General features: G+C 44.7%; 24 protein-coding genes. 10 read left to right on the top strand and 14 right to left on the bottom strand.

What is annotated here, in order from left to right; all coding sequences use genetic code 11:
* Nucleotides 1-51: 51 nt before the first annotated feature.
* The 3 genes from BUA59_RS01355 to BUA59_RS01345 form a co-directional block, all read right to left on the bottom strand.
* On the bottom strand, nt 52-336 hold the full coding sequence (locus BUA59_RS01355; protein WP_012069321.1) for a hypothetical protein: 285 nt from the start codon (nt 334-336) through the stop codon (nt 52-54).
* Between the two features lie 110 nt (nt 337-446).
* Nucleotides 447-986 carry a hydrolase gene (locus BUA59_RS01350; RefSeq protein ID WP_072837920.1) on the bottom strand — a complete coding sequence of 180 codons (540 nt, stop codon included), beginning with the start codon at nt 984-986 and terminating at the stop codon, nt 447-449.
* Between the two features lie 39 nt (nt 987-1,025).
* Nucleotides 1,026-1,625 (bottom strand): pentapeptide repeat-containing protein, encoded by a 600-nt coding sequence (locus BUA59_RS01345; RefSeq protein WP_072837919.1) that lies wholly within the window; start codon nt 1,623-1,625, stop codon nt 1,026-1,028.
* A 205-nt stretch (nt 1,626-1,830) separates the two neighbouring features.
* On the opposite strand from BUA59_RS01345, the gene BUA59_RS01340 reads away from it, so the two are divergent.
* The 8 genes from BUA59_RS01340 (at nt 1,831) to BUA59_RS01305 (ending at nt 10,399) form a co-directional block, all read left to right on the top strand.
* Nucleotides 1,831-3,660 (top strand): ABC transporter permease, encoded by a 1,830-nt coding sequence (locus tag BUA59_RS01340; RefSeq protein WP_072837918.1) that lies wholly within the window; start codon nt 1,831-1,833, stop codon nt 3,658-3,660.
* Between the two features lies 1 nt (nt 3,661).
* On the top strand, nt 3,662-4,846 hold the full coding sequence (locus BUA59_RS01335; protein ID WP_072837917.1) for an ABC transporter ATP-binding protein: 1,185 nt from the start codon (nt 3,662-3,664) through the stop codon (nt 4,844-4,846).
* Nucleotides 4,847-4,870: 24 nt separating this feature from the next.
* The gene (locus tag BUA59_RS01330; protein WP_084122071.1) at nt 4,871-5,989 is read left to right on the top strand and encodes an ABC transporter substrate-binding protein; all 1,119 of its coding nucleotides are present in this window, start codon (nt 4,871-4,873) and stop codon (nt 5,987-5,989) included.
* Between the two features lie 97 nt (nt 5,990-6,086).
* A complete protein-coding gene (locus tag BUA59_RS01325) occupies nt 6,087-6,959 on the top strand; it encodes an inositol monophosphatase family protein (RefSeq protein ID WP_084122069.1) in 873 nt (290 codons plus the stop codon).
* Nucleotides 6,960-7,016: 57 nt separating this feature from the next.
* Entirely contained in the window at nt 7,017-7,652 is a 636-nt protein-coding gene (locus BUA59_RS01320; protein ID WP_072837916.1) for a dual specificity protein phosphatase family protein, read from the top strand.
* Nucleotides 7,649-8,671, top strand: a complete 1,023-nt coding sequence (locus tag BUA59_RS01315; RefSeq protein ID WP_072837915.1) for a LacI family DNA-binding transcriptional regulator — start codon at nt 7,649-7,651, stop codon at nt 8,669-8,671. The genes BUA59_RS01320 and BUA59_RS01315 overlap by 4 nt, the downstream gene beginning before the upstream one ends.
* A 101-nt stretch (nt 8,672-8,772) precedes the next feature.
* On the top strand, nt 8,773-9,186 hold the full coding sequence (locus BUA59_RS01310) for an acyl-CoA thioesterase (RefSeq protein WP_072838075.1): 414 nt from the start codon (nt 8,773-8,775) through the stop codon (nt 9,184-9,186).
* Between the two features lie 139 nt (nt 9,187-9,325).
* On the top strand, nt 9,326-10,399 hold the full coding sequence (locus BUA59_RS01305; RefSeq protein ID WP_072837914.1) for a DUF748 domain-containing protein: 1,074 nt from the start codon (nt 9,326-9,328) through the stop codon (nt 10,397-10,399).
* A 66-nt stretch (nt 10,400-10,465) separates the two neighbouring features.
* Here the strand turns inward: BUA59_RS01305 and iolG are convergent, their stop codons facing one another.
* The 9 genes from iolG to BUA59_RS01260 all read right to left on the bottom strand — a co-directional run bounded on the left by iolG (nt 10,466) and on the right by BUA59_RS01260 (nt 21,994).
* Entirely contained in the window at nt 10,466-11,464 is a 999-nt protein-coding gene (gene iolG / locus BUA59_RS01300; RefSeq protein WP_072837913.1) for an inositol 2-dehydrogenase, read from the bottom strand.
* 130 nt (nt 11,465-11,594) lie between these two features.
* Nucleotides 11,595-12,410, bottom strand: coding sequence for a 5-deoxy-glucuronate isomerase (iolB, locus tag BUA59_RS01295; protein WP_072837912.1), 816 nt, complete (start codon nt 12,408-12,410; stop codon nt 11,595-11,597).
* 20 nt (nt 12,411-12,430) lie between these two features.
* Nucleotides 12,431-13,951: a CoA-acylating methylmalonate-semialdehyde dehydrogenase gene (locus tag BUA59_RS01290; protein WP_072837911.1), complete on the bottom strand. Its 1,521-nt coding sequence runs from the start codon at nt 13,949-13,951 to the stop codon at nt 12,431-12,433.
* Between the two features lie 52 nt (nt 13,952-14,003).
* Nucleotides 14,004-14,936 carry a myo-inosose-2 dehydratase gene (gene iolE, locus BUA59_RS01285; protein ID WP_072837910.1) on the bottom strand — a complete coding sequence of 311 codons (933 nt, stop codon included), beginning with the start codon at nt 14,934-14,936 and terminating at the stop codon, nt 14,004-14,006.
* Between the two features lie 54 nt (nt 14,937-14,990).
* The gene (iolD, locus tag BUA59_RS01280; RefSeq protein WP_072837909.1) at nt 14,991-16,853 is read right to left on the bottom strand and encodes a 3D-(3,5/4)-trihydroxycyclohexane-1,2-dione acylhydrolase (decyclizing); all 1,863 of its coding nucleotides are present in this window, start codon (nt 16,851-16,853) and stop codon (nt 14,991-14,993) included.
* A complete protein-coding gene (locus tag BUA59_RS01275; RefSeq protein WP_072837908.1) occupies nt 16,853-18,811 on the bottom strand; it encodes a bifunctional 5-dehydro-2-deoxygluconokinase/5-dehydro-2-deoxyphosphogluconate aldolase in 1,959 nt (652 codons plus the stop codon). Before BUA59_RS01275 ends, iolD begins: the two co-directional genes overlap by 1 nt.
* The gene (locus BUA59_RS01270) at nt 18,808-19,974 is read right to left on the bottom strand and encodes a Gfo/Idh/MocA family protein (protein ID WP_072837907.1); all 1,167 of its coding nucleotides are present in this window, start codon (nt 19,972-19,974) and stop codon (nt 18,808-18,810) included. Before BUA59_RS01270 ends, BUA59_RS01275 begins: the two co-directional genes overlap by 4 nt.
* An 11-nt stretch (nt 19,975-19,985) precedes the next feature.
* Entirely contained in the window at nt 19,986-20,783 is a 798-nt protein-coding gene (locus tag BUA59_RS01265) for an ATP-binding cassette domain-containing protein (RefSeq protein WP_072837906.1), read from the bottom strand.
* Nucleotides 20,784-20,836: 53 nt separating this feature from the next.
* The gene (locus BUA59_RS01260; protein WP_084122067.1) at nt 20,837-21,994 is read right to left on the bottom strand and encodes an ABC transporter permease; all 1,158 of its coding nucleotides are present in this window, start codon (nt 21,992-21,994) and stop codon (nt 20,837-20,839) included.
* A gap of 470 nt (nt 21,995-22,464) precedes the next feature.
* Between BUA59_RS01260 and BUA59_RS01255 the strand changes: the two genes are divergently transcribed.
* Together BUA59_RS01255 and BUA59_RS01250 are read left to right on the top strand one after the other, a co-directional pair.
* Nucleotides 22,465-23,424, top strand: coding sequence for a sugar ABC transporter substrate-binding protein (locus BUA59_RS01255; protein ID WP_175550731.1), 960 nt, complete (start codon nt 22,465-22,467; stop codon nt 23,422-23,424).
* A 130-nt stretch (nt 23,425-23,554) separates the two neighbouring features.
* Nucleotides 23,555-24,415 carry a MurR/RpiR family transcriptional regulator gene (locus tag BUA59_RS01250; RefSeq protein WP_072837905.1) on the top strand — a complete coding sequence of 287 codons (861 nt, stop codon included), beginning with the start codon at nt 23,555-23,557 and terminating at the stop codon, nt 24,413-24,415.
* On the opposite strand, the gene BUA59_RS01245 is transcribed toward BUA59_RS01250, so the two are convergent.
* Nucleotides 24,412-24,831 (bottom strand): GNAT family acetyltransferase, encoded by a 420-nt coding sequence (locus BUA59_RS01245; RefSeq protein WP_072837904.1) that lies wholly within the window; start codon nt 24,829-24,831, stop codon nt 24,412-24,414. The genes BUA59_RS01250 and BUA59_RS01245 overlap by 4 nt on opposite strands.
* 16 nt (nt 24,832-24,847) lie before the next feature.
* Nucleotides 24,848-25,315 (bottom strand): DUF2127 domain-containing protein, encoded by a 468-nt coding sequence (locus tag BUA59_RS01240; protein ID WP_072837903.1) that lies wholly within the window; start codon nt 25,313-25,315, stop codon nt 24,848-24,850.
* Nucleotides 25,316-25,387 lie beyond the last annotated feature (72 nt).

Here is a 25,387-nt window from a genome sequence, read left to right as displayed (position 1 = left end):
CACACTCCAAGGTCAAGCACCAGTTTCATATTATTTAAATAAAAAAGAGCCTTAGCTCTTGATCGAAACACCTTCTACTTCTAATACTGTTTTCGCATCTGTGCGTTCCATGATTTTCACCAAGGCGGATTGAATCACTTCGTCTTCACGTACATCACTTTGGCCCGCAAAACGCTGATCTTGTGGCTCAGCGCCTTCTTCTGCGGTAAAGGTGACAATCACTTCTGTGGCGATGTCTTCAGTATCGCCGAAGTAAGCAATGGAAAGTTGCGGATAACCTTTGAAACCCATTTTAACTTTCTTTGCGATACGTTTTTTAGATTTATCTATGTTCATGCTGCCTGCCTAAAGGGAAAGGTATTGAGTCTCAATGAAAAACTATTGCTGGATTAAACCACAAAGCAGACCGTTCAAGATAAATTAAATCGACATTGTTCGAAGCAAAGCTACTTGATTAAACTCAATGCCCCCTTAAACTCATCCGCCCGACAATCACCAATCAACTCAAACAAACACATTTCAAGACTAGTCACTTCTGCCCCTTTGCGAGCTAACTTGGCAAGCGCCATGTCTTTATTCTCTATAGCTCGTGACGACACACAATCGCTCACCAGTTCAACTTCATAACCCAAATCTAGCAAGCCCAACGCCGTTTGATAAACACAAATATGCGCTTCAATACCGCTCACTAACCAAGTATTCACCTTGGCTTTTTTAACCGCATCAACAAAAGCAGGTTCACCGCAGGCGCTAAACGAATACTTAGCAATTGGCTCAACCATATCCAGAACCTCTCGTAATTCTGGTACGGTTGCGCCCAGCTTTTCTGGATTTTGTTCCAACCAAATAATAGGCAAGCCCAATAGTTTTGCGGCTTTTACTAGCTTAACGAGATTAGCAATAAATGCCTCGCTGTCATGGACAATAGTTGCTAGCTTTCCTTGGACGTCGATCACGACTAAACCCGTTTTGTCTTTTCTTAGCATATCCATCTCCTGTTGTTTTTATTTTTATCTGCTATGTGTTTAAACTAACTTAATCCCTAACGACGTCAGCAAACTCACCGCTTCATAACGACAAAATATCGCGTTCTTAATGGTGTTCTTCTTCACATCAATATCGTAATTGGTTGCGCCGTTAAAATCTGCGCCAGTTAGATTGGTGTTCACAAACAAGCTATTGGTTAAATCGGTTCCAGAAAAACGTGCCCGAGAAAGCGTCGCTTCTCTAAAATCCACATCATGAGCACGGCACTCTTCGAAAACAATTCCCGATAATTTCAAGTCATAAAACGACGAGCCATTAACCATACATTCCTTAAAAAATAGCGGCGCGCCAAGCTCCAAGCCTCGCCAATAAGCTTTTGTCCAATCCACACCCAAGACTTTTGATTCATAAAACTGTACATCTGAGAACTTACTGTTTCTCACATTCACCGCGGTCAACTTGCACTTACGGAACTGACAATCCTTAAAAGTACAGGCATCAAAAAACGCTTCGCTGAAATCACACGATTCAAATACGCAAGACTCAAACACCTTACGGCTCACACTTTCCTGCACCATAGCTAAATCATTAAAGGTTTTTCCATAAAACGCCTCATCATTCGGCAATACATGTTCCATTACATTCTCCCTTCACTAGAAAAACTAAAGTAACAAGAGATGTCAGCGTGCTCAATCTAAAAAACGCTTAACCTCGAATCATGCCATTTAATCTCATCAAAAGTGCGTTAAAAAACTTTTTTGCACATATGTGCAAAATGTCATCGGTTTGTCATAGACGAAGATTATTGTTTAGAAAATTAAATGTTTTTCTAAGGAATAACCTATGACGACCTTGCTCACCGCAGCAGAGCAAAAGAAGCCAAATCTTTGGCGACGCGCAAGGCATTCATTTGCTGTTGCCAGACATGAACCCGCTAATTTGATTGGCCTTGTTCTGGCTATTTTCTTTGCTTATTTGATTCTTGCACCTGTGCTCTCGATTCTTGTAGATTCCTTTATTGTGCAATCCGGTGATGAAGCAAGAACCCATCAGGACGAAGGCAGTTTCACCTTTTACTATATTGTACGAACTCTGTATTCACGCATTTCTGAAATCCTATTATGGCAACCGCTGTACAACACCTTAGCCATTGCCGCTGGCACTATGGTGTTTTCAATGAGTATTGGCGTGGTGCTGGCATGGTTAGTAAATCGCACTAACATGGCGGGACGCGCTTGGTTCGCCACGGCGCTGATTGTGCCTTTTATGTTACCGACGTGGACGTTCGCCCTCGCTTGGACGACAATTTTTAAAAACCGCACCGTTGGTGGACAACCCGGCTGGCTAGAATCCTTAGGCATCACTACATCAAACAGTGTGGCTTACGGTTATGTTCCTATCGTTTTTATCTTGGTTTTGCATTACACGCCCTTGGTAATTTTGATTGTGGGCAATGCGTTACGTCGTCTTGATACACAAATGGAAGACAGCGCTCGTGTGCTCGGTGCGCCATCACGAGTCATCGCCTTCTCTATCGTATTACCCTTGATTCGCCCTGCATTAATGTCAGCGGCTTTATTGATATTTGCCGATTGTATTGGCGAGTTCGCGGTTCCGTATATTTTAGGTTTACCAGTACGATACGACACATTAGCAACCGGACTTTATCGCGCCTTAGACACTCGTCAAAACGGCGTGGCAGCGGTGATCGCTGCGGTTATTATGATCATCGGTGTGATTACTTTGCTGATCGATGTTCGCATGATGAAAGAAGCCCGCCGCTTTGTCACTGTCGGCGGTAAAGGCAACATGGACAGACTACGCAAACTGGGTCGCATGCGTTTGCCTGCTTCTGGATTTGCTGGGGCCTTTGTTTTAATCGGTGTGGTGCTTCCATTACTGACATTGTTTCTATCCACCATCATGATTTTGCCCGGTCGCTTTACGCTGGAAAACTTCACCTTTGATTATTGGATCGGCAGCAATTTAGACACGGTTGCCCTACGCAATGGCATCTTGCTGACACCAGAATTTTGGCAAGCCGCGTGGAACACTATTGTCATTGTCGGTTCGTCTTCGATGATATCTGGCGTCTTAGGGTTGTTAGTCGGTTATGCAGTATTACGTTGCTCATTCAAAGGTGTGGGTTCTTTCTTACGCCAAATTACCTTCTTGCCTTATTTGGTTCCCGGCATTGCCTTTGCGGCGGCGTTTTTATCTTTATTCGCCGTGACTCGCGGCCCAATTCCGGCGCTGTACGGAACACCGCTGATTCTCATCATCGCCCTCGTCGCAGAAAAAATGCCCTTTGCAAGCCGGTCAGGTATTGCAGCTATGACGCAACTGGGCAAAGAACCCGAAGAAGCGGCACGTATTGCTGGAGCCAACTGGTTTAGCCGCATGACTAAAATCATTATCCCAATACAAGCAGGGCCATTGGCAACGGGCATTCTGCTGCCTTTCATTTCCGGCATTAAAGGCGTCAGCCTGTTCATTATCTTGGCGATTCCATCCACCGATGTACTCACCACCTATTCACTGCGTTTACTCGATTACAACTACGACCAAGCCGCCAATGCGGTGGTCTTGATGATTGCGCTTATCGCTTGGCTTGGTACCGTATTGATCCAAAAGATCTCCGGTACGGGTTTGGCTCAAGGTCTGGAGAATTAATATGCCTACTATCACATTAACCAACCTCACAAAATGTTACGACGGCAATACTGAACCTTCCGTCAACAAGGTTTCACTGACGGTAGAAGATGGCGAATTTATGTGTTTGCTTGGCCCATCTGGCTGCGGCAAAACCACCATTTTGCGTATGATTGCCGGTATCGAACATTCCACCAGCGGTGAAATTGCCGTAGACGATTTAGTTGTCGATTCTGTGCATCAGTCCTGCTTTATTCCGCCTGAACAACGTCGTATTGGATTGGTATTTCAGAACTATGCTCTGTGGCCGCACATGACAGTAGAGCGCAATGTGGATTTTGGTTTGCGCTTACAAAAGGTGCCTGCCCATGAACGCAAAGAACGTTGTTTAGATGTGATGAGCAAGTTACGCATTCTTGAATACGCAGACCGTTATCCGTCTCAATTGTCTGGCGGTCAGCAACAACGCGTTGCCTTAGCGCGCATGCTGGCGGTGAATCCGGGGGTTTTGCTATTAGACGAGCCATTATCGAACCTTGATGCGACCCTTCGCCTCGAAATGCGCGCCGAGCTGCGCCGTTTACATCAAACCTTTGGCACAACCATTATTTTTGTCAGCCATGACCAATGGGAAGCCATGACGCTTGCCAATACCATTGCGGTCATGAACAAAGGTCAGCTGCAACAAATCGGCACGCCAGATGAAATTTACGCCGAACCAAGCAATCGCTTTGTGGCTGAATTTATCGGCAACCCGAAAATCAATCTGATCAAGCTAGAAGATTCTAATGCCGAGGCAATAAACATTGCGAAGCACATTCAAGCGAGACGACTCGAAGTCGACAACGCCAAAGTGTGTGCCATTCGTCCGGAAGAAATCATTCTGACCGACAGCGCCAACATTAATACCTTGCCCATGACCATTGAAAACATCATGCCCACTGGCGGCAGCTGGGTGATTGAACTTAGTTTCGGTGAAGACAGATTATTCCACTCCACTCAGTCTCGCCCGAGATGGCGTGAAGGCGATCAGGTAAACGCTTATTTGCCAACGCCATCACTGCACTTTTTTGATCATGATGAAAAGCGTCTTGTTCTGTCAGAAAGTCATCTTGATTACAGCAATTTACTGCCCAGCTCAGCATTACCTAATAAACAAAACGCTAATCAGATACACACGAATCAACCCTACGCTAAACAAGCATAAGCTAATCTTAAAAAGGAAACTGTTATGAACTTCCCGATGAAAAAAAGCCTTCTTGCACTGAGTGTTAGCTTAACAGCCCTCGGTTCTATTTCAGCTTCAGCCGCAGACTCGTTTGATCTTCAAGCATTAATCGCGGCCGCCAAACAAGAAGCACCGTTGACTGTGTACGATTCAACAGGAAAAATCGTTAAGCAAGCCGAGTCCTTTAGCAAAAAATACGGTATTCAGGCTACGGGCATCAAAGCCAAAGCGTCGCAAATTCTAGAAATCGTCAGCCGTGAAGCCAAAGCCGGTAACGTCAAAGCTGACGTAGCTATTCTGGCCGATGCACCTGCGGGCATGGAGCAGCTACTATCAAAAGGCTATGTCACCAGCTGGGTTCCTACGGACCTTGCCGTTAATATTCCAGCGACCTACCAAAACCCGCTTACAGTGGTCTTAGCGCCCAATATTTGGGCTTATAACACAGGCCTTTATGACACCTGCCCAGTAACAAATGTGTGGCAACTTACTAAACCTGAATGGCGTGGCAAAGTCGCCATGCAGGATCCTCTTGGCAAACCATCTTACACTGATTGGTTTAACCAGCTAGCCACACATCATGACAAAGCTATGGCCGATGCATATCAAGCTGAATTTGGCAAGCCACTAAAGACCAAAGAAAACAGTGCCACCGCGGCTTTCATAAAAGCCCTCGCAGAAAATCATCCACTAGTCACTAGTTCTGATACAGAAGCAGCTGATGCAGTGGGCGCACCAGATGTGAAAGACAGTTTTGTCGGCATGGTGAGCGCGGCGAAATTTCGTCAAAACGAAAATGGTATGAAGCTGGGTCTTTGTGCCGATATGGTGCCATTTAGCGGTTGGAGCTATCCAGGTTTAGGCTTTATTACCACGGGAACGAAAAGCCCGAACGCAGCAAAATTGTTCATTCATTACATGATGACAGCCGAAGGCATCGCGCCACAGGGTGTTGACGGTAAAATGTCGACCAACCAAACCGTTAAACTACCTGATAACGAGCCAGCAGGTATCGATAAAGTCCGCGACCAAATTATGGGGTACGATGCTTCTACGGCAAAATCTGACTGGGAAAGCCGTCAAGACTGGCAAGACCTATGGAGCTTAAGCTTTAAAAAGTAAGCTAGAGATAGCTTCATTAATAACTAAAAAAGAGATCAGTTAGGACAATAAAATATCTAGCTGATCTCAATCCAACATTTTAGAAAAGGATCCATCCTTGACACCCAACAACATCAAAAAAAGCGAACTAGAAAAACGCGAAGCCGCCCTGCACTCTATTACTCTAACCGCAGGAGCATTAGCACTAGAAAGCTATCGCGCCAGACAACCCGGCGATTTTACACTGAAGGGCCAGCAAGACTTTTTGACCGAAGCCGACGCACTGGTCGAAGAACACATTCGCCAAGCTATTTATAACCTTTTTCCTGAAGATGGATTACTTGGGGAAGAAACAGGAGGCTCAACATCAAACCCCTCGCTTTGGGTAGTTGACCCGATTGACGGCACCGCCAACTTCGCTCGAGGCATAGATCATTTTTGTATTTCCATCGCCTTTGTGCATAACGGCGATACGTTACTCGGCGCGATTTATAATCCAGCGACGAACGAAATGTACTTAGCTAGAAAAGACCAATACGTCACAAAAAATGGTCAAGCTCTACGTGTTTCTAGCATAAGGGATACTCATAGCTCATCCTTTGAATTAGGATGGTCTACACGTGTTCCCCAAGATATCTACTTGGCAATAGTTTCTTCTCTTCTGGAAAGCGGTACCAATATACGACGTGGTGCCTCTGGTGCATTGGCATTGGCTTGGGTAGCCGAAGGCAGAACCGACGGCTACGCAGAATCGCATATGAATGCATGGGATTGCTTGGCAGGTTTACTTATGGTGCGAGAGGCTGGTGGACGAACTGGTGTCTACCCTAAAACTCACGAGGAGATAGTGCATGGTGGACCGATTCTCGCTGTCGCTCCCGGTGTGGCAGAACAGTTTGCCAATGACACCATGATATCGCTTGCAGCTGAACATAATGACCAAAAAGAGACGAATAACCAACGCGCGACTGAGCTTGAACTTACAGCCTAACACCTTGGCTCATTTGTACTTTATAAAAGACAAGCGCAAAAAAGAGAACGAAAAACCATGACATCTGAAAAAGTAAAAAAGCACTATCCACGCCCACCGATTAGCTTAATCGAAAGCAATATCCCTGGCTGGGGCGTCGACATTTATATTGGCGGTTCCACCGGTGTAGCTGACGCGGAATTGCTTGAAAAACACAACATCAAAGTCGTGCTGAACTGTGCCGTAAACTTAGACATAGACCTTGTGCATTCAGAAGAGCCAAACACACCGGAACATCTGCTAAAGCATGGTTCAGCTCGTGTTCGTTATTATAAAATTGGCCTTATTGACGGCCCTGGTAACCCAGAATCTATGGTCTTGGCGGGTTATCATTTAATGCGTTCAGCACTGGATCAAGAGCTACCCGAGAAAGCCTCTTATAAAGTTCGCGAAAAAGGCAATATCTTAGTGAATTGTCGCGGTGGACGTAGCCGCTCCGTCACCATAGTTGCCTTATTTTTACATCTAGAATACCCAGATCGCTATCCTACGTTGGATGCAGCCATCGCGCACATTCGTAAAACACGAGAGCTTCATCCTGATGAATGGTTCGAAACCCCAAAACCGGCTTTGATTCACTTAGCAGAACGTGCCGCAAGCATGGAAAAATTATTGCGAGACGCTGGCTTTGGTCAGGACATGAAAAAAAAATGACACAGCAACGACCGAAAAACATCGCCAGCGCCGCAGAGGTTGCCAAACTAGCTGGCGTTTCTCGGTCTGCTGTTTCTCGCACTTTTACCCAAGGTGCGAGCGTTTCCAAAGACACTCGTGAACGTGTGCTGGCCGCGGCCGCAGAATTGAATTATCACGTCAATCATCTCGCCCGTGGCTTATCCAGTGAAAAAAGCCGACCTGTTTGTATTCTAGGCGCCAATCTTAATGCACCTTATCAAGCAAGCTTGCTCGATGCTCTCACCCAACGTCTGCAACTGGCTGGTCGAGCCGTGATGGTGATTAACACCTCAGGCGGTGAAGCCAGTGCCGATGCGGCGTTACGTCAAACGTTAAATTACCGAGCCTCGGCGACCATTGTTTTATCAGGCACACCACAAACCACTTTGATTGAAACTTGTGTACAAAGCGGACAACAAGTCATCCTTGTGAACCGTGCCGGACAATTTGAAGGCACAGACCACATCAGCATAGATTACCAATCTGCTATGGCTGACGCCCATCACATGCTGCTACGAGCAGGCTGCCAGAAGCTTGCGGTTGTGTCGTCGACAATTCAATCCCCAAGTTTGTTGACTCGTGAAAAACTGTTTATTCAAGCCGCCGAAGACGCCAAGCAAGCTTGTACCTTGTTACGAGCAGGACCAACGAGTTACCAAACTGGCGTAGACGCAGCACGACGTTTATTGGCCTCTCGGGATAGACCGGATGGCGTTTTTTGTGTCACTGATCTGATTGCTTGCGGCTTTATGGATGTGGCGAAAAATGAATTTGGTCTACGTATTCCAGAAGATATCTGCATTGTCGGTTTCGATGATATAGAACAAGCAAGTTGGCTTGGCTATCAACTAACTACGTTCTCTCAACCACTTGGTGCAATGGCAGATGCTATTTCAACATTACTGGAAAACGCCTCTGACAAAGAACGTAAAAAACAACATCTAATATTTCACGCTCCACCAGTGTGGAGACACACCGTACGTCCACGCGCTTCATAACTATTCAAATTCGCTGTTAGTAAAGTCGAGCGATTTTGTTATTTGCTTCTTGCTTAAAGAATCGTAATCTTTTGCGTTCGAACTTTTTAGAGGCAGTAACCATGCTCAACAAGACGCAAATAAAAGTACGCGGTTATCATCTTGATCTTTTTCAACACGTCAACAATGCTCGCTATTTGGAATTTATTGAAGAAGGTCGTTGGGCTTTTTTTGATGAGTTTTTCGATGACAACGATTGGATGCAGCAAGATCTCGTCTGGCCAGTGGTTAACATAAACATTAATTTTAAATCCGAAGCGAATTTCGGCGATGTTCTCGAAGTACAAACCCGCTACACTAAAATCGGCAATCGCAGCATCACCATGCAGCAGACCATCATCAAGGTTCCAACCAATGAGATCGTAGTTGAAGCCGATGTGACTTATGTGTGCTTCTCCAAAGCCGCCAAAGCTGCCATTCCCTTTCCAGATGACTTCAGACAAAGAGTTGAGTTGTCTATTGCCGCATTTGAATAAGCCTTAAGCTATTTTGTTTTTCAATGTTAACTGGATTTAACATAATGCAAAGGTCTCGTATAGATTATGGAAAGCCTTGATTTTCATTGAGAAAAATCGCTCTGCATCTTAATCTAAATGCTAACAAGGAGAAATTAGCATGAAAGCAGAACGGCTGAAAAACACCATCACTTTTCTCGTGATGATCTTAAGTATTCTCATCATATTAAGACTGTATTTACCCTATTGGGCACTTTATACAGTGAATCAAAAATTATCCGATATGGGAGATTATTCGGGACACATAGAAAACGTCGACATAGATCTTTATCGAGGTGCATATCAGCTACAGGAATTATCTGTTTCAAAGATAAAAGGTACGCACAAAGTGCCATTCATTCGCGCCGACAACATAGATATTGCATTAAGCTGGCGCGCATTGTTCAAAGGCGAAATTCTGGCTGATATCGCTCTGAACTCACCACAGGTAAACTTTGTCGATAGTGATAAAGCAGATAATGCCCAATCAGGCAAAGGTGGAGACTGGCAAGGTGTCGTCGAAGGACTTATTCCTATTACCATTAGTAAAATCAGTTTAAACAATGGCAGCATTGCCTTTCGTAATTTTGAATCCGAACCGCCTGTTAATGTACAGCTTACCGAACTCAATGCTGAAGTGTCTAACCTGACCAATATTGCCGGACAAGACGGTAAACGTGTGGCGAGCTTAAATCTAGACGCAAAACTTCTGAATTCAGCCTCTTTGGAAATGAATGCTGAGTTCGACCCTTTTGTCTCAAACGATTTTAATATCGCCTTAAAAACAGAATCCGTTTCACTGCCTTTACTCAATGATTTTGCCCAAGCCTATGCCGGATTTGATTTTCGAGCAGGTACAGGCGAAGTGGTCAGCGAACTAAAAGCCGCGGATGGAGAACTAAACGGTTACGTAAAACCCTTATTCAAAAAAGTCGATATTCTTGATTGGCAACAAGACGCCGTAGAAGATGGCGACGGACTCTTTCAATTGTCTTGGGAAGGGCTAAGTGGCGGATTAACAAGCTTATTTACCAACAGCGATACGGACAAAGCCGCTACCATCATCGAAATTACAGGTTCACTAAACGACCCTAAAGTTAGTGCGTTTGACGCTGTTTTAGAAGCATTGAAAAACGCCTTTATAGAAGCATTCGATAACAAATTTGAAGGACTTAAACCAAAGAGTGATGGTTGAATCTCCTAGAAAAAGACAATAAAAAAGGGCAAATCGCCCTTTTTTATTGTGGTAAAGATCGAGATATTACCAAGCCAAGGTTACTTTTTGCCCTGTTTCTAGTGATTTCTGTGCTGCATCAGCGAGCATTTGTGCACGACGTCCGTCTTCGAAGCTTGGAGATACAGGCTTCTTCGCAAGAACATTTTCAATAAAAGACGTTAGCTGCAAGTTGTAGGCATCCACATAACGATCGATAAAGAAGTTATAAAGCGGATCTTTTACTTGTGTCGTGTCTTTGGTGAAACGCGTTACAGAAGTTGGCGTTTGGTTATTCGATATCACCATGCCTTCTGAACCAAACGCTTCCACACGCTGGTCATAACCGTAAATTGCACGACGAGAGCCGTTAATGTGAATCAAGCGACCAGACTGGCTTTTCATGATGACCATCACACTATCAACATCACCAATTTCGGTAATCTTCTCATCCACCATGGCGCTACCAAAAGCTTGCAACTCGACAATCTCTTCACCTAATACAAAACGCGCCATATCGAAGTCATGAATCACCATGTCACGGAAAATGCCGCCAGATGATTTAAGGTATTCCACTGGCGCCATGCCCGGATCACGACTGGTAATGATGATCTGTTCTAACTTGCCGATACTGCCATCTTGCGCCGCTTTGACCACTGCAGCATGGCTTGGGTCGTAACGACGGTTAAAACCAATCTGAATCGGCACATGGCAATCTTTAATTTGTGCTAAGCAAGCGTTCACCGTAGCCGTGTCTAAATCAATTGGTTTTTCACATAAAATGGCTTTGCCCGCTTTGGCCGCTTTAATAATCAGCTCCACATGGGTATCCGTACTCGTAGCGATTAAAACCGCATCCACTTCAGGATCGGCCAAGGCCATCTCGACACTGTCAGCAACCTTTGCACCGGTTGCTTTTGCTACCGCTTCCGCCGCTGGCGCATAGACATCAAATACATATTTTAAATTCGATTGAGCAAACGCCTGAATATTTTGGGCGTGCATTTTTCCGATTCGACCAGCACCAAATAACGCAAAATTAAGCATAGTTTTATCCTTAGGTTTATTTTTTTTATACAAGGCGATTAGTAGACTTGTAGATATTGTTAAGTTGTTGAAAACACTTTCAAGCAAGTGACGTTACGAGTGCTGTCGTCGCTCAAAGGCTTAAACCTTTCTAAGCTTTTTTGTCTCGTTCAATAATCCACTCATGATCCGGATCATTATGAAAAATCCAATTCCGACTTGGTCCCGCCATGACATTCAAATAATAGGATTGATAACCATGGGGGACACCAACTGGATGGTAACCTTCTGGCACCATGACAAGATCACCGTCTTCCACGGCCATGGTTTCATCAATGCTGCGGTCATCCGTATAAACCCGTTGGAAGGCAAAGCCTTGTGGCGGATCAATCTTGTGGTAATAGGTTTCTTCCAGCTGAGTTTCAGCGGGAGCCGCATCGGTATCATGCTTATGCGGTGGATAGCTAGACCAGCCGCCACTTGGCGTGATGACTTCACAGACTAACAAGCTGTCAGCCGGTTCGTTGCCGAACAAGATATTACACACATGTCGAGTGTTGCTGGTAACGCCTCGCGTTTCGTATTGGCATTGCTCAGGCGTGATCAATTTCGCTTGAAATCCGCCTTTACCCGGTGCCTTACAAAACGCCACTTCCACATCGGTAATCGCTTCAATTCGAATCTCGTCTTGCGCTGGCGAGTAAACTGAATATGGTGCTTTTTGCTCGAATACACTCATACGATCACCAATGTCTTTCCACGCTTCCTGCTTGGTACTGGCATTCGCTTTGCCCGATAAGATCACCGCACACACTTCGTCCATACCTGTTTCAATAACAACAGATTCACCCGCTTTAAGCTGATGCGCTTCAAAGCCAACGTAACGCCAATTGGCACTTTTAGGTGTTACTAATTGAGTCTGTGACTGCCCTGCCTGCTGGCTTCTTTTACTTAAAAGATGTGACATATTAAAAACCTCGAAACTTATTATTTCATGGTTGGCATTGAAAACTCAGCGCCTGCGCGTAAACCCGTTGGCCAGCGCGCCGTAATGGTTTTCATGCGAGTGTAAAAACGTACACCATCTGGCCCATGCATGTGCAAAGGTCCAAACAAAGAACGCTTCCAACCACCAAAACTATGGAACGCCATTGGCACAGGGATAGGCACATTTACACCAACCATGCCGACTTGAACTTTCTCAGTAAACTGACGCGCCGTATCGCCATCTCGAGTAAAAATCGCCGTGCCGTTGCCATATTCATGCTTATTGATTAGCGCCAAACCTTCTTCATACGAATCCACTCGAACCACACACAAAACAGGGCCAAAGATCTCTTCGTCATAAATGCGCATGCCCGCTTTAACATGATCAAATAAGGTTGGTCCGACAAAATAACCTTGCTCGTGATTTTTACGCACAAAATCACGGCCATCAACGACCAAGGTAGCACCTTGTTCAACACCTGAAGTAATGTAATCTCTAACCTTTTGCGCATGTTCTTTGCTGATTAGCGGCCCCATGTGCGGCTCTTCTTCAATGCCAAATTGCTTGTACAAACCAGGCCCTATCGTCATGGTGGAAATTTCTGTTTTCAGCTTGCTAATCAAATTATCAGCGACGTCATCACCGACACATACAGCAACTGAAATCGCCATACAACGCTCACCTGCAGAACCATAAGCGGCGCCCATTAGTGAATTCACTACTTGACTAGGATCGGCATCAGGCATCACTAACATATGGTTTTTTGCACCACCTAGAGCCTGAACACGTTTGCCGTGAGCACTAGCCGTGGCGTAGATGTATTCTGCGATTGGCGTAGAGCCAACAAAGCTCACCGCTTGAATGCGTTCATCGGTCAGCAAGACATCAACCGATTCTTTATCGCCGTTAACCACGTTAAACACACCGTCAGGTAAACCCGCTTCTTTTAACAATTCTGCAAGGCGCATAATGGTACTTGGGTCTTTTTCAGACGGCTTCATTACGAAGGTATTTCCGCAAGCGATGGACACAGGGAACATCCACATTGGCACCATCGCGGGGAAATTGAATGGACTGATACCAGCACAAACGCCCAGCGGCTGCATCAAGCTATAACTGTCGATACCACGGCCAACATTTAAACTATGCTCACCTTTTTGTAGATGAGGAATACCACAGGCAAATTCGACCACTTCCAGACCACGGGTCAATTCGCCCATTGCGTCGGAATACACCTTGCCGTGTTCGCTGGAAATCAATTCCGCCAACTCATGGCTGTGTTCTTCTACCAAAGCTTTGAACTTAAACAGTACTCGAGCGCGATTTAATGGCGTCACCTGAGACCATGTCTCAAACGCGGTTTGTGCAGCAGCAATCGCACCTTGTGTTTCTTCAGCAGTGCTCAAGGAAACCTGCAATGACACATCACCTGTTGCAGGGTTAAAGACTTTTGCTTGGCGTGAAGAAGCACTTCCTACAATCTGGTTGTTGATGAAGTTACCCATGACGTTATTAGACATTTTATTCTCTCTTTTTCTTATCGCTTAAAGTACGTGAATGACAAGTACAAGACTAAAAATGAAAACCGGCCTTTTCTAAATTCGCCGACAAATACTCGTAGCCTTTTGTCGCATACGTTAATGGATGGGCAATCGCTGGATCTTGCTCCGCCTCCACCACAATCCAGCCGTGATAATCGGCTGCTTTCAGTACTTCAAAAATTGGAAAATAATCAATGCTGCCGTCACCGGGTACGGTATAAACCCCATCCAGAACCGCGTTCAAAAAAGCACTGTCGCGATTAAGGTTGTCTTGCAAAACCGCCGGGCGAATGTCTTTACAGTGCACATGTACAATACGTTTGGCGTGTTTTTTCGCCATCGCCAAAGCATCGCCTCCCGCAAAGGTTATGTGTCCGGTATCCAACAATAAACCCACATTGTCGCCCGTCATCTGCATAAGTTGATCGACTTCTTCCGCGGTTTCGATCACGGTTCCCATGTGATGGTGATAAGCCATTTTTACGCCTTCCGACGCCATATAGTCTGCGACTGCCGTCATGCGTTTTGTGTATTCCTCCCACTGACTTTGGGTCATACGTGGACGTTGTGACAAAGGCACTGATTGATCCCCATGAACACAACCACTCACCTCGGCAAATACCATGACGTTAGAACCCAAGGCTTTTAGTAGATTAAGATGATCCTGCATGGCGGCAATTTCTTCTTCCACGCTACGCTCTAACAAACGTGCGCTGTACCAACCGGATACCAATGATAAGTCGTGTTGCTTGAGGATTGGTCCAAGCACACTGGCATTACGGGGGAATTTATTGCCTAACTCAATACCGCTGTAACCTGCCTGACGCGCTTCGCTCAAACAAACTTCTAACGGTGTATCAGCACCTAACGATGGCAAATCATCATTGGTCCAAGTAAGGGGATTAATGCCAATTCTGATCTTTGATTCCGTTGTCGCATTATTATTTTTATTCGTGCTGTTCATGAAGTTGCTCCAAGATCTCTGTTCTATTTTCTTATTGAAAAATGAAAGTTAAAATTAATAAGGTTGTTGTTGTTTGGCTATTTTGTACTGACGCTCGGCATCGACCACTTGCTCACGATTCGACACTTCAGGTACCGCCACATCCCACCAAGCACCGCCTTCTTGTGTACTTGGTATTGGGTCAGTATCGATAGCGATCACATAGGTTTTATCGCTGGCTTTTGCTCGAGTCAGAGCTTGTTCTAAGTCGGCAAGACAAGACACTTGTTCGGAATTTGCACCTAAGGCTTTGGCATGAGCAGCAAAGTCGGTTTTTGGTGCACCTGCTTCTACGGTATGGCAGTGCTGCAATAAATTATTGAATGACTCTCCGCCACAGGCTTGTTGCAAGCGATTGATACAGGCGTAACCACGGTTATCCAAGACAACGATGATGAGCTTTAAACCTAACATCACCGACGTGGCGATTTCAGAATTCAGCATCAAATAACTACCATCCCCCACCATCACAATCACTTCACGCTCAGGCGTTGCCATTTTCACGCCAAGGCCACCCGCTAGCTCGTAACCCATACAGGAAAAACCGTATTCCACGTGATAACCAAGGTCTGACGAAGTACGCCACAATTTGTGCAATTCGCCAGGCAAACCACCCGCTGCTTGCACTAAAGTGCTGTTGGTGCTTGCTGCGCGATTAATCACACCAATCACATTTGCATCAGTTGGCAAATAGTTATGATCGATTGCTTGTTTTGGCAAGGCAGTAACTTGATCCACTGCAGTGAGCCAATCAAGATTCAAGGCTTTCACTTTTTTGCTCCAAGTCGCTGGCGTTTGATAACCTTCAACCTCAGCCAACAACTCTTGCAGCGTAACTTTTGCATCGCCGATTAAGGGCACGGCATTGTGTTTTTCTGCATCAAAAGACGTTACGTTGATGCTTAATAAAGTGTGATCTGGATTGGCAAACAAGGTACGCGACGCTGAGGTAAAATCTTGCAAACGTGTGCCAATAGCGATGATTAAATCCGCTTCTTGTGCCGCAGCATTCGCAGCACTAGAACCAGTTACACCTACCGAACCAAGATTAAATTCATGATCCCAAGGCAATGCGCCTTTGCCAGCTTGCGTTTCACAAGCGGGAATGTGGCATTGCTCAATCAAGGCAGTTGCCTCTTCAAGTGCCAAGCTATAATGCACACCGCCACCAAGCAAGATCAGTGGTTTTTTCGCCTGCTTGATCGCGGCAACCGCTGTCGCTAACTGATCCACATCGGCACGATTACGACGAAGTTTATGAACTTTTTTCGCAAAGAAACTAGCTGGATAATCAAACGCCATGGTTTGCACGTCTTGCGGCAATGCTAATGTAGCAGGTCCGCAAGTCGCTGGATCTAACATGGTATTGATCGCAACAGGCAAGCTGGTAATCAGCTGTTCTGGTCTATTGATTCGGTCAAAATAACGCGACACAGGACGAAAACAATCATTCACCGACAGGGTCGGATCATTAAAATGCTCAACCTGTTGTAATACAGGATCAGGCGTTCTCGTGGCAAAAACATCACCTGGCAAAAACAGCACAGGCAACCGATTCGCCATCGCCATGCCAGCAGCCGTCACCATGTTTAAGGCTCCCGGACCAATGGATGAAGTACAGGCCATAATACGTTGACGACGATATTGCTTCGCGTAGGCACAAGCCGCTAATGCCATACCTTGTTCATTGTGCGCTCGAAAGGTCGTGAACTCGTCTTTGACTTGAGCCAAGGCTTCGCCCATCCCAGCCACGTTACCATGACCAAAAATCGCCCAAGCCCCACCAAACAAAGGCACTTCCACACCATCCACCACAGTAAATTGCGCCTGCAAATGTTTGACCAAGGCTTGCGCCATTGTTAAACGTATTGTGTCCATTATGCCTCCTTCCTTTTCATCATCTGGCTGTCATTTCTCTGCTGCCACAATGCACTCATTTCTAAGTAGTTTTGTGTCACTCGTTCAACAAGCATGGCATCATCAATGTCTTTTCTTAACCAAGCTTTTACCGGTTCAGAGAATAGCGTTCGACCAATGGCAAAGCCCTTACAAATGTCTTGTCCTGCGGCCGCTTTGAAGCCTGCTTTTAGTGCATCCACTGGCGCATCTAAGCCTAACAAGACGACACCGCGACAATACGGCGCTCGCGCCTTGATCAAGTCGCTAATATTTTGCCAAGCGGCTTTACTTGGTGATGGCAGTTTCCACCAATCAGGAAATACGCCTAAGTTATAGAAACGTTCGATGGAGCGAGACAAAGTATCGTCTTTTACCTCCGATCCCACAGGCGGGATAATCTCCACCAACAACTCATGGCCAGTTGTGCAGCAAGCACGATACAGATCCATGACCTTTTGCTCTTGCTCATTACGCAAACTAACTTCATCATCTGGATGATAAAACACCAAGCATTTCACAATATGATTGGCTGGCCATGTTGCAATCGCTTGCCCTACGTTATTACCTAATTCAAAGCGCAACGGACGGCTGCTGGGTAATTCCACAGGTCGAGCGATCCAAAAATCTTTGCCGGTAATGTCATTCAAAACGTCTTGGGCAAAAGTGCCATCAGCCAAAATTCCCGTGCCACCGACTTTACCTTCTAAAACAGAAGCCCCTTGATAAGCCGCCTGTAGAATCAATTTCTTTGCTTTCGATATTTGTGACAAAGGCGCACCCGCTTCACGGCACATATCGACAAATTGACGTCGATGATCGAAAGCTAAAATACACATGTCTTGCCATTCTTTTGTTGGATCTTCACGCAACATTCGCTGAGTCGTGACACGATGCAAATAGTTCAACACTGGATCAAGGTCTGGTCTTGGAATGTCATTGCGATTAGCCAAGTAATAATCCAGTTCTTCAAGGCTTGGCATAGCAGGTGAACAGCCATGACGAGAAACCACAATCGCTCCGCAAGCATTGGCATAGTCACAAGCATTTTCTGTCGATTCGCCAGGAATCCAGCCACGTAAATAACCACTCATAAAGGCATCGCCAGCACCCAGCACATTCAGCACATCGACAGTGACACCGTAACGAGTAATGCCTTCGTCCAAGGTTTCAGGAATCTCTGCTTTAAAAACAGAACATCCCAAGGCACCGCGCTTCACCACAAATTCAGCGGATGACACTTTGCGAATACGTTTTAAACATTCAATGGTATCTTCACAGCCACCAGCAATATGAAACTCTTCTTCGGTTCCTACTACCAAATCGCACAAAGGCATAATTGACAGCAAATGCTGGGTGACAGAGTCATTCGATACAAAACGGTTTTCGCCCTCGCCTTTTCCTGTCAAACCCCACAATACAGGTCGATAATCGATGTCGACCACCACTTTTGTATTATTAGCTTTGGCGTATTTGATGGCTGCTCTAGCGGCTTGATCTGTGCCTTTGGTAGAAAAATGCGTTCCGGTAATCAGCAAGGCTTTTGCAGAAGCAATGTAGGCTTCATCAAAATCGCCTTCACTGATTGCCATGTCCGCGCAGTTTTCACGATAAAAGATCAATGGAAACGTATCTTTGTCTTTGATACCAAGCAACACCAAGCCGGTTAAGCGCTCTTTGTCCGTCACCACATGAGAGACATCCACACCAGCTCGCGCGAGCTCTTGGCGCACAAAACGCCCCATGTGTTCATCACCAACGCGGGTTAGCATGGCAGACTTCAATCCCATTCGAGAGGTTCCAAAGGCGATATTACAAGACGAACCTCCAAGGTATTTTTTAAAACTACTCACGTCTTCTAATGGCGCGCCTATTTGTTCCGAATATAGGTCAACCGCAGCGCGCCCTAAGCAAATAACATCCAAATTTTTATTATTCATCTGTGATCCCCATCGTATTGCTCCACCTCGACCCACGCTCTTTTATCAACGGATTCCACCACGCTGTCGAGAATGATATTTACCTGAGTCGCGGCTCGAAAATCTGGCCACAAAGGAGCGTTGTTAACAACACCTTGGAACAAGTCTCGAATTTCAACTGCTTTCATATCATTGAAGCCCAATCCATGACCCGCTGACACACAAAAAGCTTGATAATCAGGATGCTCCGGTCCCACTAAAATACGTTTAAAACCTTGGGTTTGAGGATTACCTTCAGCAATATACAAAGACAATTCTGACAAGGTTTCTTGGTCGAAGATTAAACTTCCTTTGGTTCCTGTAATTTCGAACGACAAACCATTTTTGCGGCCCCACGCGATGCGTGATGCTTCTAATGTACCTTGAGCACCATTGGCAAAGCGCACCATCATATGAGCTTGGTCGTCGTTTTCGACTTCGCCAACACCCGATTTCGAATCATCTGACGTTTGAGACAATGGACGTTGTTGATGAACAATTTTTAAATCGGCACACAATGACGTGATCGGTGCGACAAGATGAATGGCCAATTGCACAAGGTGTGAGGCTAAGTCATTCAGCGCTCCCGTTCCCGCAAATTGCTTTTGTAAACGCCAACTAAACGGTAAGTTCGCGTCGGCAAGATAATCTTCATTAAACACACCCCGAAAATGCACCACGTCGCCGATATCTCCACGAGCGATTAATTGCTTGGCAAATTGCACAGTTGGATTCTTAATATAATTAAAGCCAACCAGTGTTTTCACCCCAGCCTTTTCTGCCGCCTCAGTCATTTCTTTGGCATCATCAGCGTTTAGCGCTAAGGGTTTTTCACTGTAAACATGCTTGCCTGCGGCAATGGCAGCGAGAGCAATTTCTTTATGCAAAAAATTCGGCGCGCATATATCAACCACATCGATATCAGCGTCGTTAATTAAGCTTTTCCAATCACCTGTTGAGCGGTTAAAACCTAATTCCAAGGCTTTCGTTTTAGCTAACTCAGGCGTTGCATCGGCTAACATTTCACAGTGCAATTGACCTTGGGGAATGGCAAAAGCCGCCATCGCATTTCGGTAAGCAATCGCATGAGCTTTGCCCATGTATCCAGAGCCAACCAAACCAACACGCATTTGTTTATTTGTCATGATGTCGTTCCTTATGCGGTAGCATCCAAGCGACTAAATTCTTCTAACTCAGCAGTAAGTTCATCTAGCTCCTGACCGCCAGCCATCATTTCCAATACATCTTCACGGCTAACTTCGGATTTCATAAAGGAACCTAGACTCTGACCACGATTCAATAAAGTGAAACGATCGGCAATCGGATAAGCGTGATGAACGTTATGAGTAATCAGAATCACCGCCAAGCCTCGGGCTTTGGCTTTCGCAACGACTTTTAAAACATTGGCAGATTGCTTCACACCAAGTGCAGCGGTTGGTTCATCAAGTATCAATACCTTGGCACCAAAATGAATCGCTCGGGCAATTGCCAAACACTGTCTTTCACCGCCTGACATTGTGCCGATAGCTTGGGAAGGATCACGGACATTAATGCCCATTTCGGCCATGCCTTTTTGAGCAATTTGGTTAGCGGTTTCAATATCAAAACGCTTAAAAATTCCACGCCCTTTGGTAATCTCACGTCCCATAAAAAAGTTACGTGTCACACTCATTAAAGGCACTAATGCCAGATCTTGATAAACCGTGGCAATGCCCGCATCAAGAGCTTCGACTGGCGAGTTAAAAACCACCGGTTTGCCTTCTAACAAATACTGCCCATCGCTTGGCGCGTGAACGCCTGCTAGGGTTTTTATCAAGGTGGATTTACCAGCGCCGTTATCACCTAACAAACAGTGAACTTCGCCCAGCTTTACCTTCATATCGATGTCTTTAATAGCAATAACCGAACCGAAGTAGCGGCTCACTTTTTTCAATTCAATAATAAATTCGCTCATTTTGTTCTCCTAAATTCTTTTTCTAAAAAGTAAACTCGAATCTGGGCTCGCCACTAATGTCGGGCCTCTGTCACCTTTTTACGAATGTAGTTATTGAACAAAACCGCGATTAACAACATGGCACCTAAAAACACACGGAACCAATCTGAATCGATACCTGTGAAGAATATGCCCATTTGCACGACACCAAAGATCAAGGCACCAAAACACGCACCAATCACCGAGCCATACCCACCGGTCAGTAACGCACCGCCGATGACCACTGCAATAATGGCTTCAAACTCTTTTAAGACGCCTCGGTCAGCGGATGCGGAACCAAACTCAAATACCTGACAAGCCGCGTAAACCGTAGCGGTGAATGCAGTAAACATAAACAAAGAAATTTTAACTTTATCAACTGGTACACCGACGTTACGAGCGGCTTTATCATCGCCACCGGTGGCAAAAATCCAGTTGCCGTATTTCGTACGTAATAGAACCCAACTTGCAACGACTGCTAGGAATACACACCAAACAATCACCATAGGAATACCTTCAACCACTGGGGTGCCATCGTCATAAGAACTAATCAAGCCAATGTTGGCAAACCAGACAAAAAGGCTTTTGCCTATCACTCCACCAAACAAGGCTGCGAGCCAATCTCCATCAGCGTATTTGTCGATACCACCAACTATGGTGCGATTAGTGAATAGAATAGACAGAGCAATGGTCAAACCACGCAACATGAAAAGGAAAGCAAGACTAACAATAAAGGAAGGCAAACCAGTTTTAACAACAATATAGCCATTCAAAAAACCGATAAACAATGCCCCAGCAAAAGCAAAGAGGATAGCCCCCCAGATAGGCCAGCCCCAATAAACTGCGGGGATCGTCATCATCATGCCAGCGAAACCAATCATCGAACCAATCGACAAATCGAACTCACCCGCAATCATCAATAGACAGGCACTGATAGCAATCAAGCCTAATTGTGCTGATACGGTTGTCCAGTTCATGATGCCATCTGAGGCAAACATGCCGGAGTCTCCAGCGGTGATAAAAAAGAAAACAAATACCAATACTGTGCCAGAAATCGCCCCAAACTCAGGCCGATGCAACAATCGCTTCCAAGCGGGAACCTTACGAACCCTTTCATCTCCAGCCGATTTTCCTTCTGTTGAGTTATCTTCTGCCATTTTAGATAAATCAACCGATTGAGTTTGATCAGTCATAGCGTCACACCTTACTTTTTTATATTTATTTTTTGTGATTTCTAACCGTGTACTAGTGAACTGTCGTATTTGCCTAACAACTCGTTACGCCTCTGACTCTCGCACAAGTTGCTTTTTATAGCGCACTCAGTAACACGATAGAGCTTAATGTCTTTTCATTTCAACAATAGAATCATAATAGAATATTTGTTTCATTTTATTCAATAGGCAAAATAAAAATTTACATTAAATACAAAAAAATATGCCTTAAAAACCTAGATAAACTGTCAAAAAATAACAATAAAGTCTTTAAAAACAAATAAATATAAGAAAATCACCATTCCAGAATAAAAAATTTCAAAATATTGCAATTATGAAATATTCATTCTAATATCACTTCAATTCTGATTAAAAATAGATCAGAAGTCGTGTTTGCTAAATCCAAAAATAAGTAATAACAAAAATAATTAAACGAAACGGAGATAGTGGTAATGAAAAACTTTCTGAAGAAAAGTACAGCCATATTAGTCGCAGGTGCTGCGACCATAGGCGTTATGTCAATGTCCACCGCGGCACACGCTGAAGGTGAACGTTATGTGTTCATTTCCCACGCACCAGATTCTGACTCATGGTGGAACGTGATTAAGAACGCGGTAAAACAAGCCGCTTCCGATATGAATGTCACCGTAGAATACCGTAACCCACCAACCGGCGATTTAGCCGATATGGCACGAATCGTTGAACAAGCAGTGGCCACTAACCCTGATGGCATTGTGCTTTCTATTGCTGACTTTGATACATTAGAAGGACCATTAGAAAAAGCCTCTAAAAAAGGTATTCCATTCATTACCATGAACTCTGGAACACAAGAACAATCCAAAGCATTAGGTGCGTTATTGCATGTTGGACAACCTGAATTTGCAGCAGGTTTTGGTGCTGGCGAGCGTGCGAAGAAGCAAGGAGTGAAATCCTTCTTATGTGTTAACCACTATATTACCAACCCAGCGTCTGTAGAGCGCTGCATGGGCTTTGCCAAAGGTTTAGGTATTGAACTTGGTAGTCAGATGATTGACTCTGGATCGGATCCGACCGATGTAGAAACCAAAGTATCTGCTTACCTTCGTAAGAACCCAAATACTGAAGCGATCTTAACCTTAGGGCCGACCTCAGCTCATCCGACTTTGCGAGCGTTGGAAAAAAACCGCAATCTTAAAGACATTTACTTCGGTACTTTTGATTTAAGCGGGGAAATTTCGGCTGCTATTAAAGATGGTCGAATTAACTTTGCTATCGACCAACAACCCTACTTACAAGGTTACTTACCTATCAGCTTCTTGACGCTTTACACTCGTTACGGTTTGATTCCAAGTAACGACGTGAACTCTGGTCCTGGCTTCATCACCAAAGACAACATCGCACTTGTTGAAAAATACGCGGGGGAATTCCGTTAATTCAATTTATTAATAAAAGCTGAGGTCATGAACGACCTCAGCATCACCTCTCAGCAAGTATTTATAATAAAAAATCGCTATAATATTCGTCTTTCTACCGATAGTTTTATGACAACTTAGGAGCCACTTTTTGGGCGCGCCAACTACTCTTGACCAACTACAACAAGCCATTAGTCGAAACTATGACGACTTAAGTAAACGCTTACAACAAGTGGCGCGTTTTATATTAGAACATCCCAATACTGTTGCCCTAGAAACTGTAGCTAGTCTTGCTGAACAATGTGATGTTCCTCCTTCGACATTGGTTCGTTTTGCGGCTGCTTTTGAATACAATGGCTTTAGCGAAATGCAGAACCTGTTTCGACAAGCGCTCGTTGAACAAACATCCAGCTACAGCGAGCGTGTAAAGTTAAGCAAAAGCACTGTCAATACCACGATTGATGCATCGCATATTCTAGAAGAGTTCAGCAGCAGTAATGCGTTTTCTATGAATCACATGAACCATCATTTTTCTCAAGAGATGCTCAACAAAGCGGTCGATCTACTCGAAAATGCACAAAATATTTATCTCATTGGTTTACGTCGTGCATTTCCTATTTCGAGCTATTTTGCATACAGCTTGAGGCACCTAAATAAAACGACTCACCTTATTGATGGCGGTGGCGGTATGCTAATAGAGCAAGCCAGTAATATTCGTGAAAACGACGTTATCATAGCAACGGCATTCAGTCCTTATGCCAAAGAAACAGTGAATGTCAGCGAATATGCCTTTCAAGCAGGTGCTCAAGTCATTGCCATTACCGATAGTAAAATCAGCCCATTGGCGGCACTTTCAGACGTTTGTTTTGATATAAAAGAAGCAGAAGTATTGGGATTTCGCTCCCTCACCTCCTCTATGACATTGGCTCAAACCCTACTCGTCGCTTTGGCATATCGACTAAACAGCGACGGTAAGATGGGCGATACCAAACAAATAGAATGGAAACATTAGTTATCGTGTTCTAAGCGCTTGCCTAAACTAACAACCTGATCCTGACCATAACCAATCGCATTGTAAAATGCGATTACAGCTTGATTCGTATTACGGACTTGCAAATTAATTTTAGGACAACCTTTGGCCATAATTAATCCTTCAACCGCTTTCATAATCGCTTGCCCGTAACCTTTTCTTTGATGATCTGGGCTAACTGCCAAATAATTAATCCAGCCACGATGACCTTCATAACCTCCCATTACTGTGGCAACCACATCACTGCCGACAACTCCAACGAGAAACAAATCGGCATCCACTTTCAGTTTTCGGTCGATGTCTTTATGCGGATCATTCTGAGGAGCAAGCAAACCACACTGATTCCATAGAGCAATCACTACTTTTCTGTCTTTTTCTTCGTAGGGACGAATATTCATAAAACTTAAATCTCTCCTATTTGGTGGTCATCAATAGCGCTTTTTCACCACGCTTAAGTACCCAATACAAGTAAGCAACAACCATCAAGTTAAACAAGAGTACTGAAAAGTTAACTAAGTTGGGGGTTTGGTAAATAGCATAGAGCTCAAAGGGAATATAAAGTGAACCACTGATGAAAGCGAACCATTCCGTCCAGCGTAGTTTATGCCATAAACCATATGCTATAACAAAGCGAAAGCAGGCATACATCAGAGAAATAGAGATAACTAATATATGATCTTGCTGAGTGGCTTTCTCGACAAAGGTTAACAGCAAATTAACATAATAATTGTTTGGTGAAATTGGCCAGTTTTGCATTACCTGAGCGGCAAGCTGATGAAGATCTTGCTTAGCGATTGAATTGACACTCAGCGCCAAGCATAAAGCCAGCAAACCTTTTACGCCATCAACTATAGCAATTGCTTTTAAACCTTCAAACTTCATAGACGCAACTTCTTTTTAAAAAAGTCAGCATACACGAATTATATGAAAAAAAAGTGATGGTGATATTTTTTG

Origin of the sequence: Marinomonas polaris DSM 16579 (genome assembly GCF_900129155.1) — a bacterium.
Taxonomy (GTDB): domain Bacteria; phylum Pseudomonadota; class Gammaproteobacteria; order Pseudomonadales; family Marinomonadaceae; genus Marinomonas; species Marinomonas polaris.
Note: the sequence above shows the minus strand (reverse complement) of the source record. Positions and strands in the feature narration are given on the sequence as shown.

Coding starts and splice junctions, on each gene's coding strand:
- BUA59_RS01270 (WP_072837907.1), bottom strand. CDS start 19,974: ATGACAAATAAACAAATGCGTGTTGGTTTGGTTGGCTCTGGATACATG.
- iolG (WP_072837913.1), bottom strand. CDS start 11,464: ATGCTTAATTTTGCGTTATTTGGTGCTGGTCGAATCGGAAAAATGCAC.
- BUA59_RS01265 (WP_072837906.1), bottom strand. CDS start 20,783: ATGAGCGAATTTATTATTGAATTGAAAAAAGTGAGCCGCTACTTCGGT.
- iolD (WP_072837909.1), bottom strand. CDS start 16,853: ATGGACACAATACGTTTAACAATGGCGCAAGCCTTGGTCAAACATTTG.
- BUA59_RS01275 (WP_072837908.1), bottom strand. CDS start 18,811: ATGAATAATAAAAATTTGGATGTTATTTGCTTAGGGCGCGCTGCGGTT.
- BUA59_RS01305 (WP_072837914.1), top strand. CDS start 9,326: ATGAAAGCAGAACGGCTGAAAAACACCATCACTTTTCTCGTGATGATC.
- iolB (WP_072837912.1), bottom strand. CDS start 12,410: ATGTCACATCTTTTAAGTAAAAGAAGCCAGCAGGCAGGGCAGTCACAG.
- BUA59_RS01240 (WP_072837903.1), bottom strand. CDS start 25,315: ATGAAGTTTGAAGGTTTAAAAGCAATTGCTATAGTTGATGGCGTAAAA.
- BUA59_RS01245 (WP_072837904.1), bottom strand. CDS start 24,831: ATGAATATTCGTCCCTACGAAGAAAAAGACAGAAAAGTAGTGATTGCT.
- BUA59_RS01320 (WP_072837916.1), top strand. CDS start 7,017: ATGACATCTGAAAAAGTAAAAAAGCACTATCCACGCCCACCGATTAGC.
- BUA59_RS01335 (WP_072837917.1), top strand. CDS start 3,662: ATGCCTACTATCACATTAACCAACCTCACAAAATGTTACGACGGCAAT.
- BUA59_RS01355 (WP_012069321.1), bottom strand. CDS start 336: ATGAACATAGATAAATCTAAAAAACGTATCGCAAAGAAAGTTAAAATG.
- BUA59_RS01290 (WP_072837911.1), bottom strand. CDS start 13,951: ATGTCTAATAACGTCATGGGTAACTTCATCAACAACCAGATTGTAGGA.
- BUA59_RS01340 (WP_072837918.1), top strand. CDS start 1,831: ATGACGACCTTGCTCACCGCAGCAGAGCAAAAGAAGCCAAATCTTTGG.
- BUA59_RS01330 (WP_084122071.1), top strand. CDS start 4,871: ATGAACTTCCCGATGAAAAAAAGCCTTCTTGCACTGAGTGTTAGCTTA.
- BUA59_RS01255 (WP_175550731.1), top strand. CDS start 22,465: ATGAAAAACTTTCTGAAGAAAAGTACAGCCATATTAGTCGCAGGTGCT.
- BUA59_RS01345 (WP_072837919.1), bottom strand. CDS start 1,625: ATGGAACATGTATTGCCGAATGATGAGGCGTTTTATGGAAAAACCTTT.
- BUA59_RS01315 (WP_072837915.1), top strand. CDS start 7,649: ATGACACAGCAACGACCGAAAAACATCGCCAGCGCCGCAGAGGTTGCC.
- BUA59_RS01350 (WP_072837920.1), bottom strand. CDS start 986: ATGCTAAGAAAAGACAAAACGGGTTTAGTCGTGATCGACGTCCAAGGA.
- iolE (WP_072837910.1), bottom strand. CDS start 14,936: ATGAACAGCACGAATAAAAATAATAATGCGACAACGGAATCAAAGATC.
- BUA59_RS01310 (WP_072838075.1), top strand. CDS start 8,773: ATGCTCAACAAGACGCAAATAAAAGTACGCGGTTATCATCTTGATCTT.
- BUA59_RS01260 (WP_084122067.1), bottom strand. CDS start 21,994: ATGACTGATCAAACTCAATCGGTTGATTTATCTAAAATGGCAGAAGAT.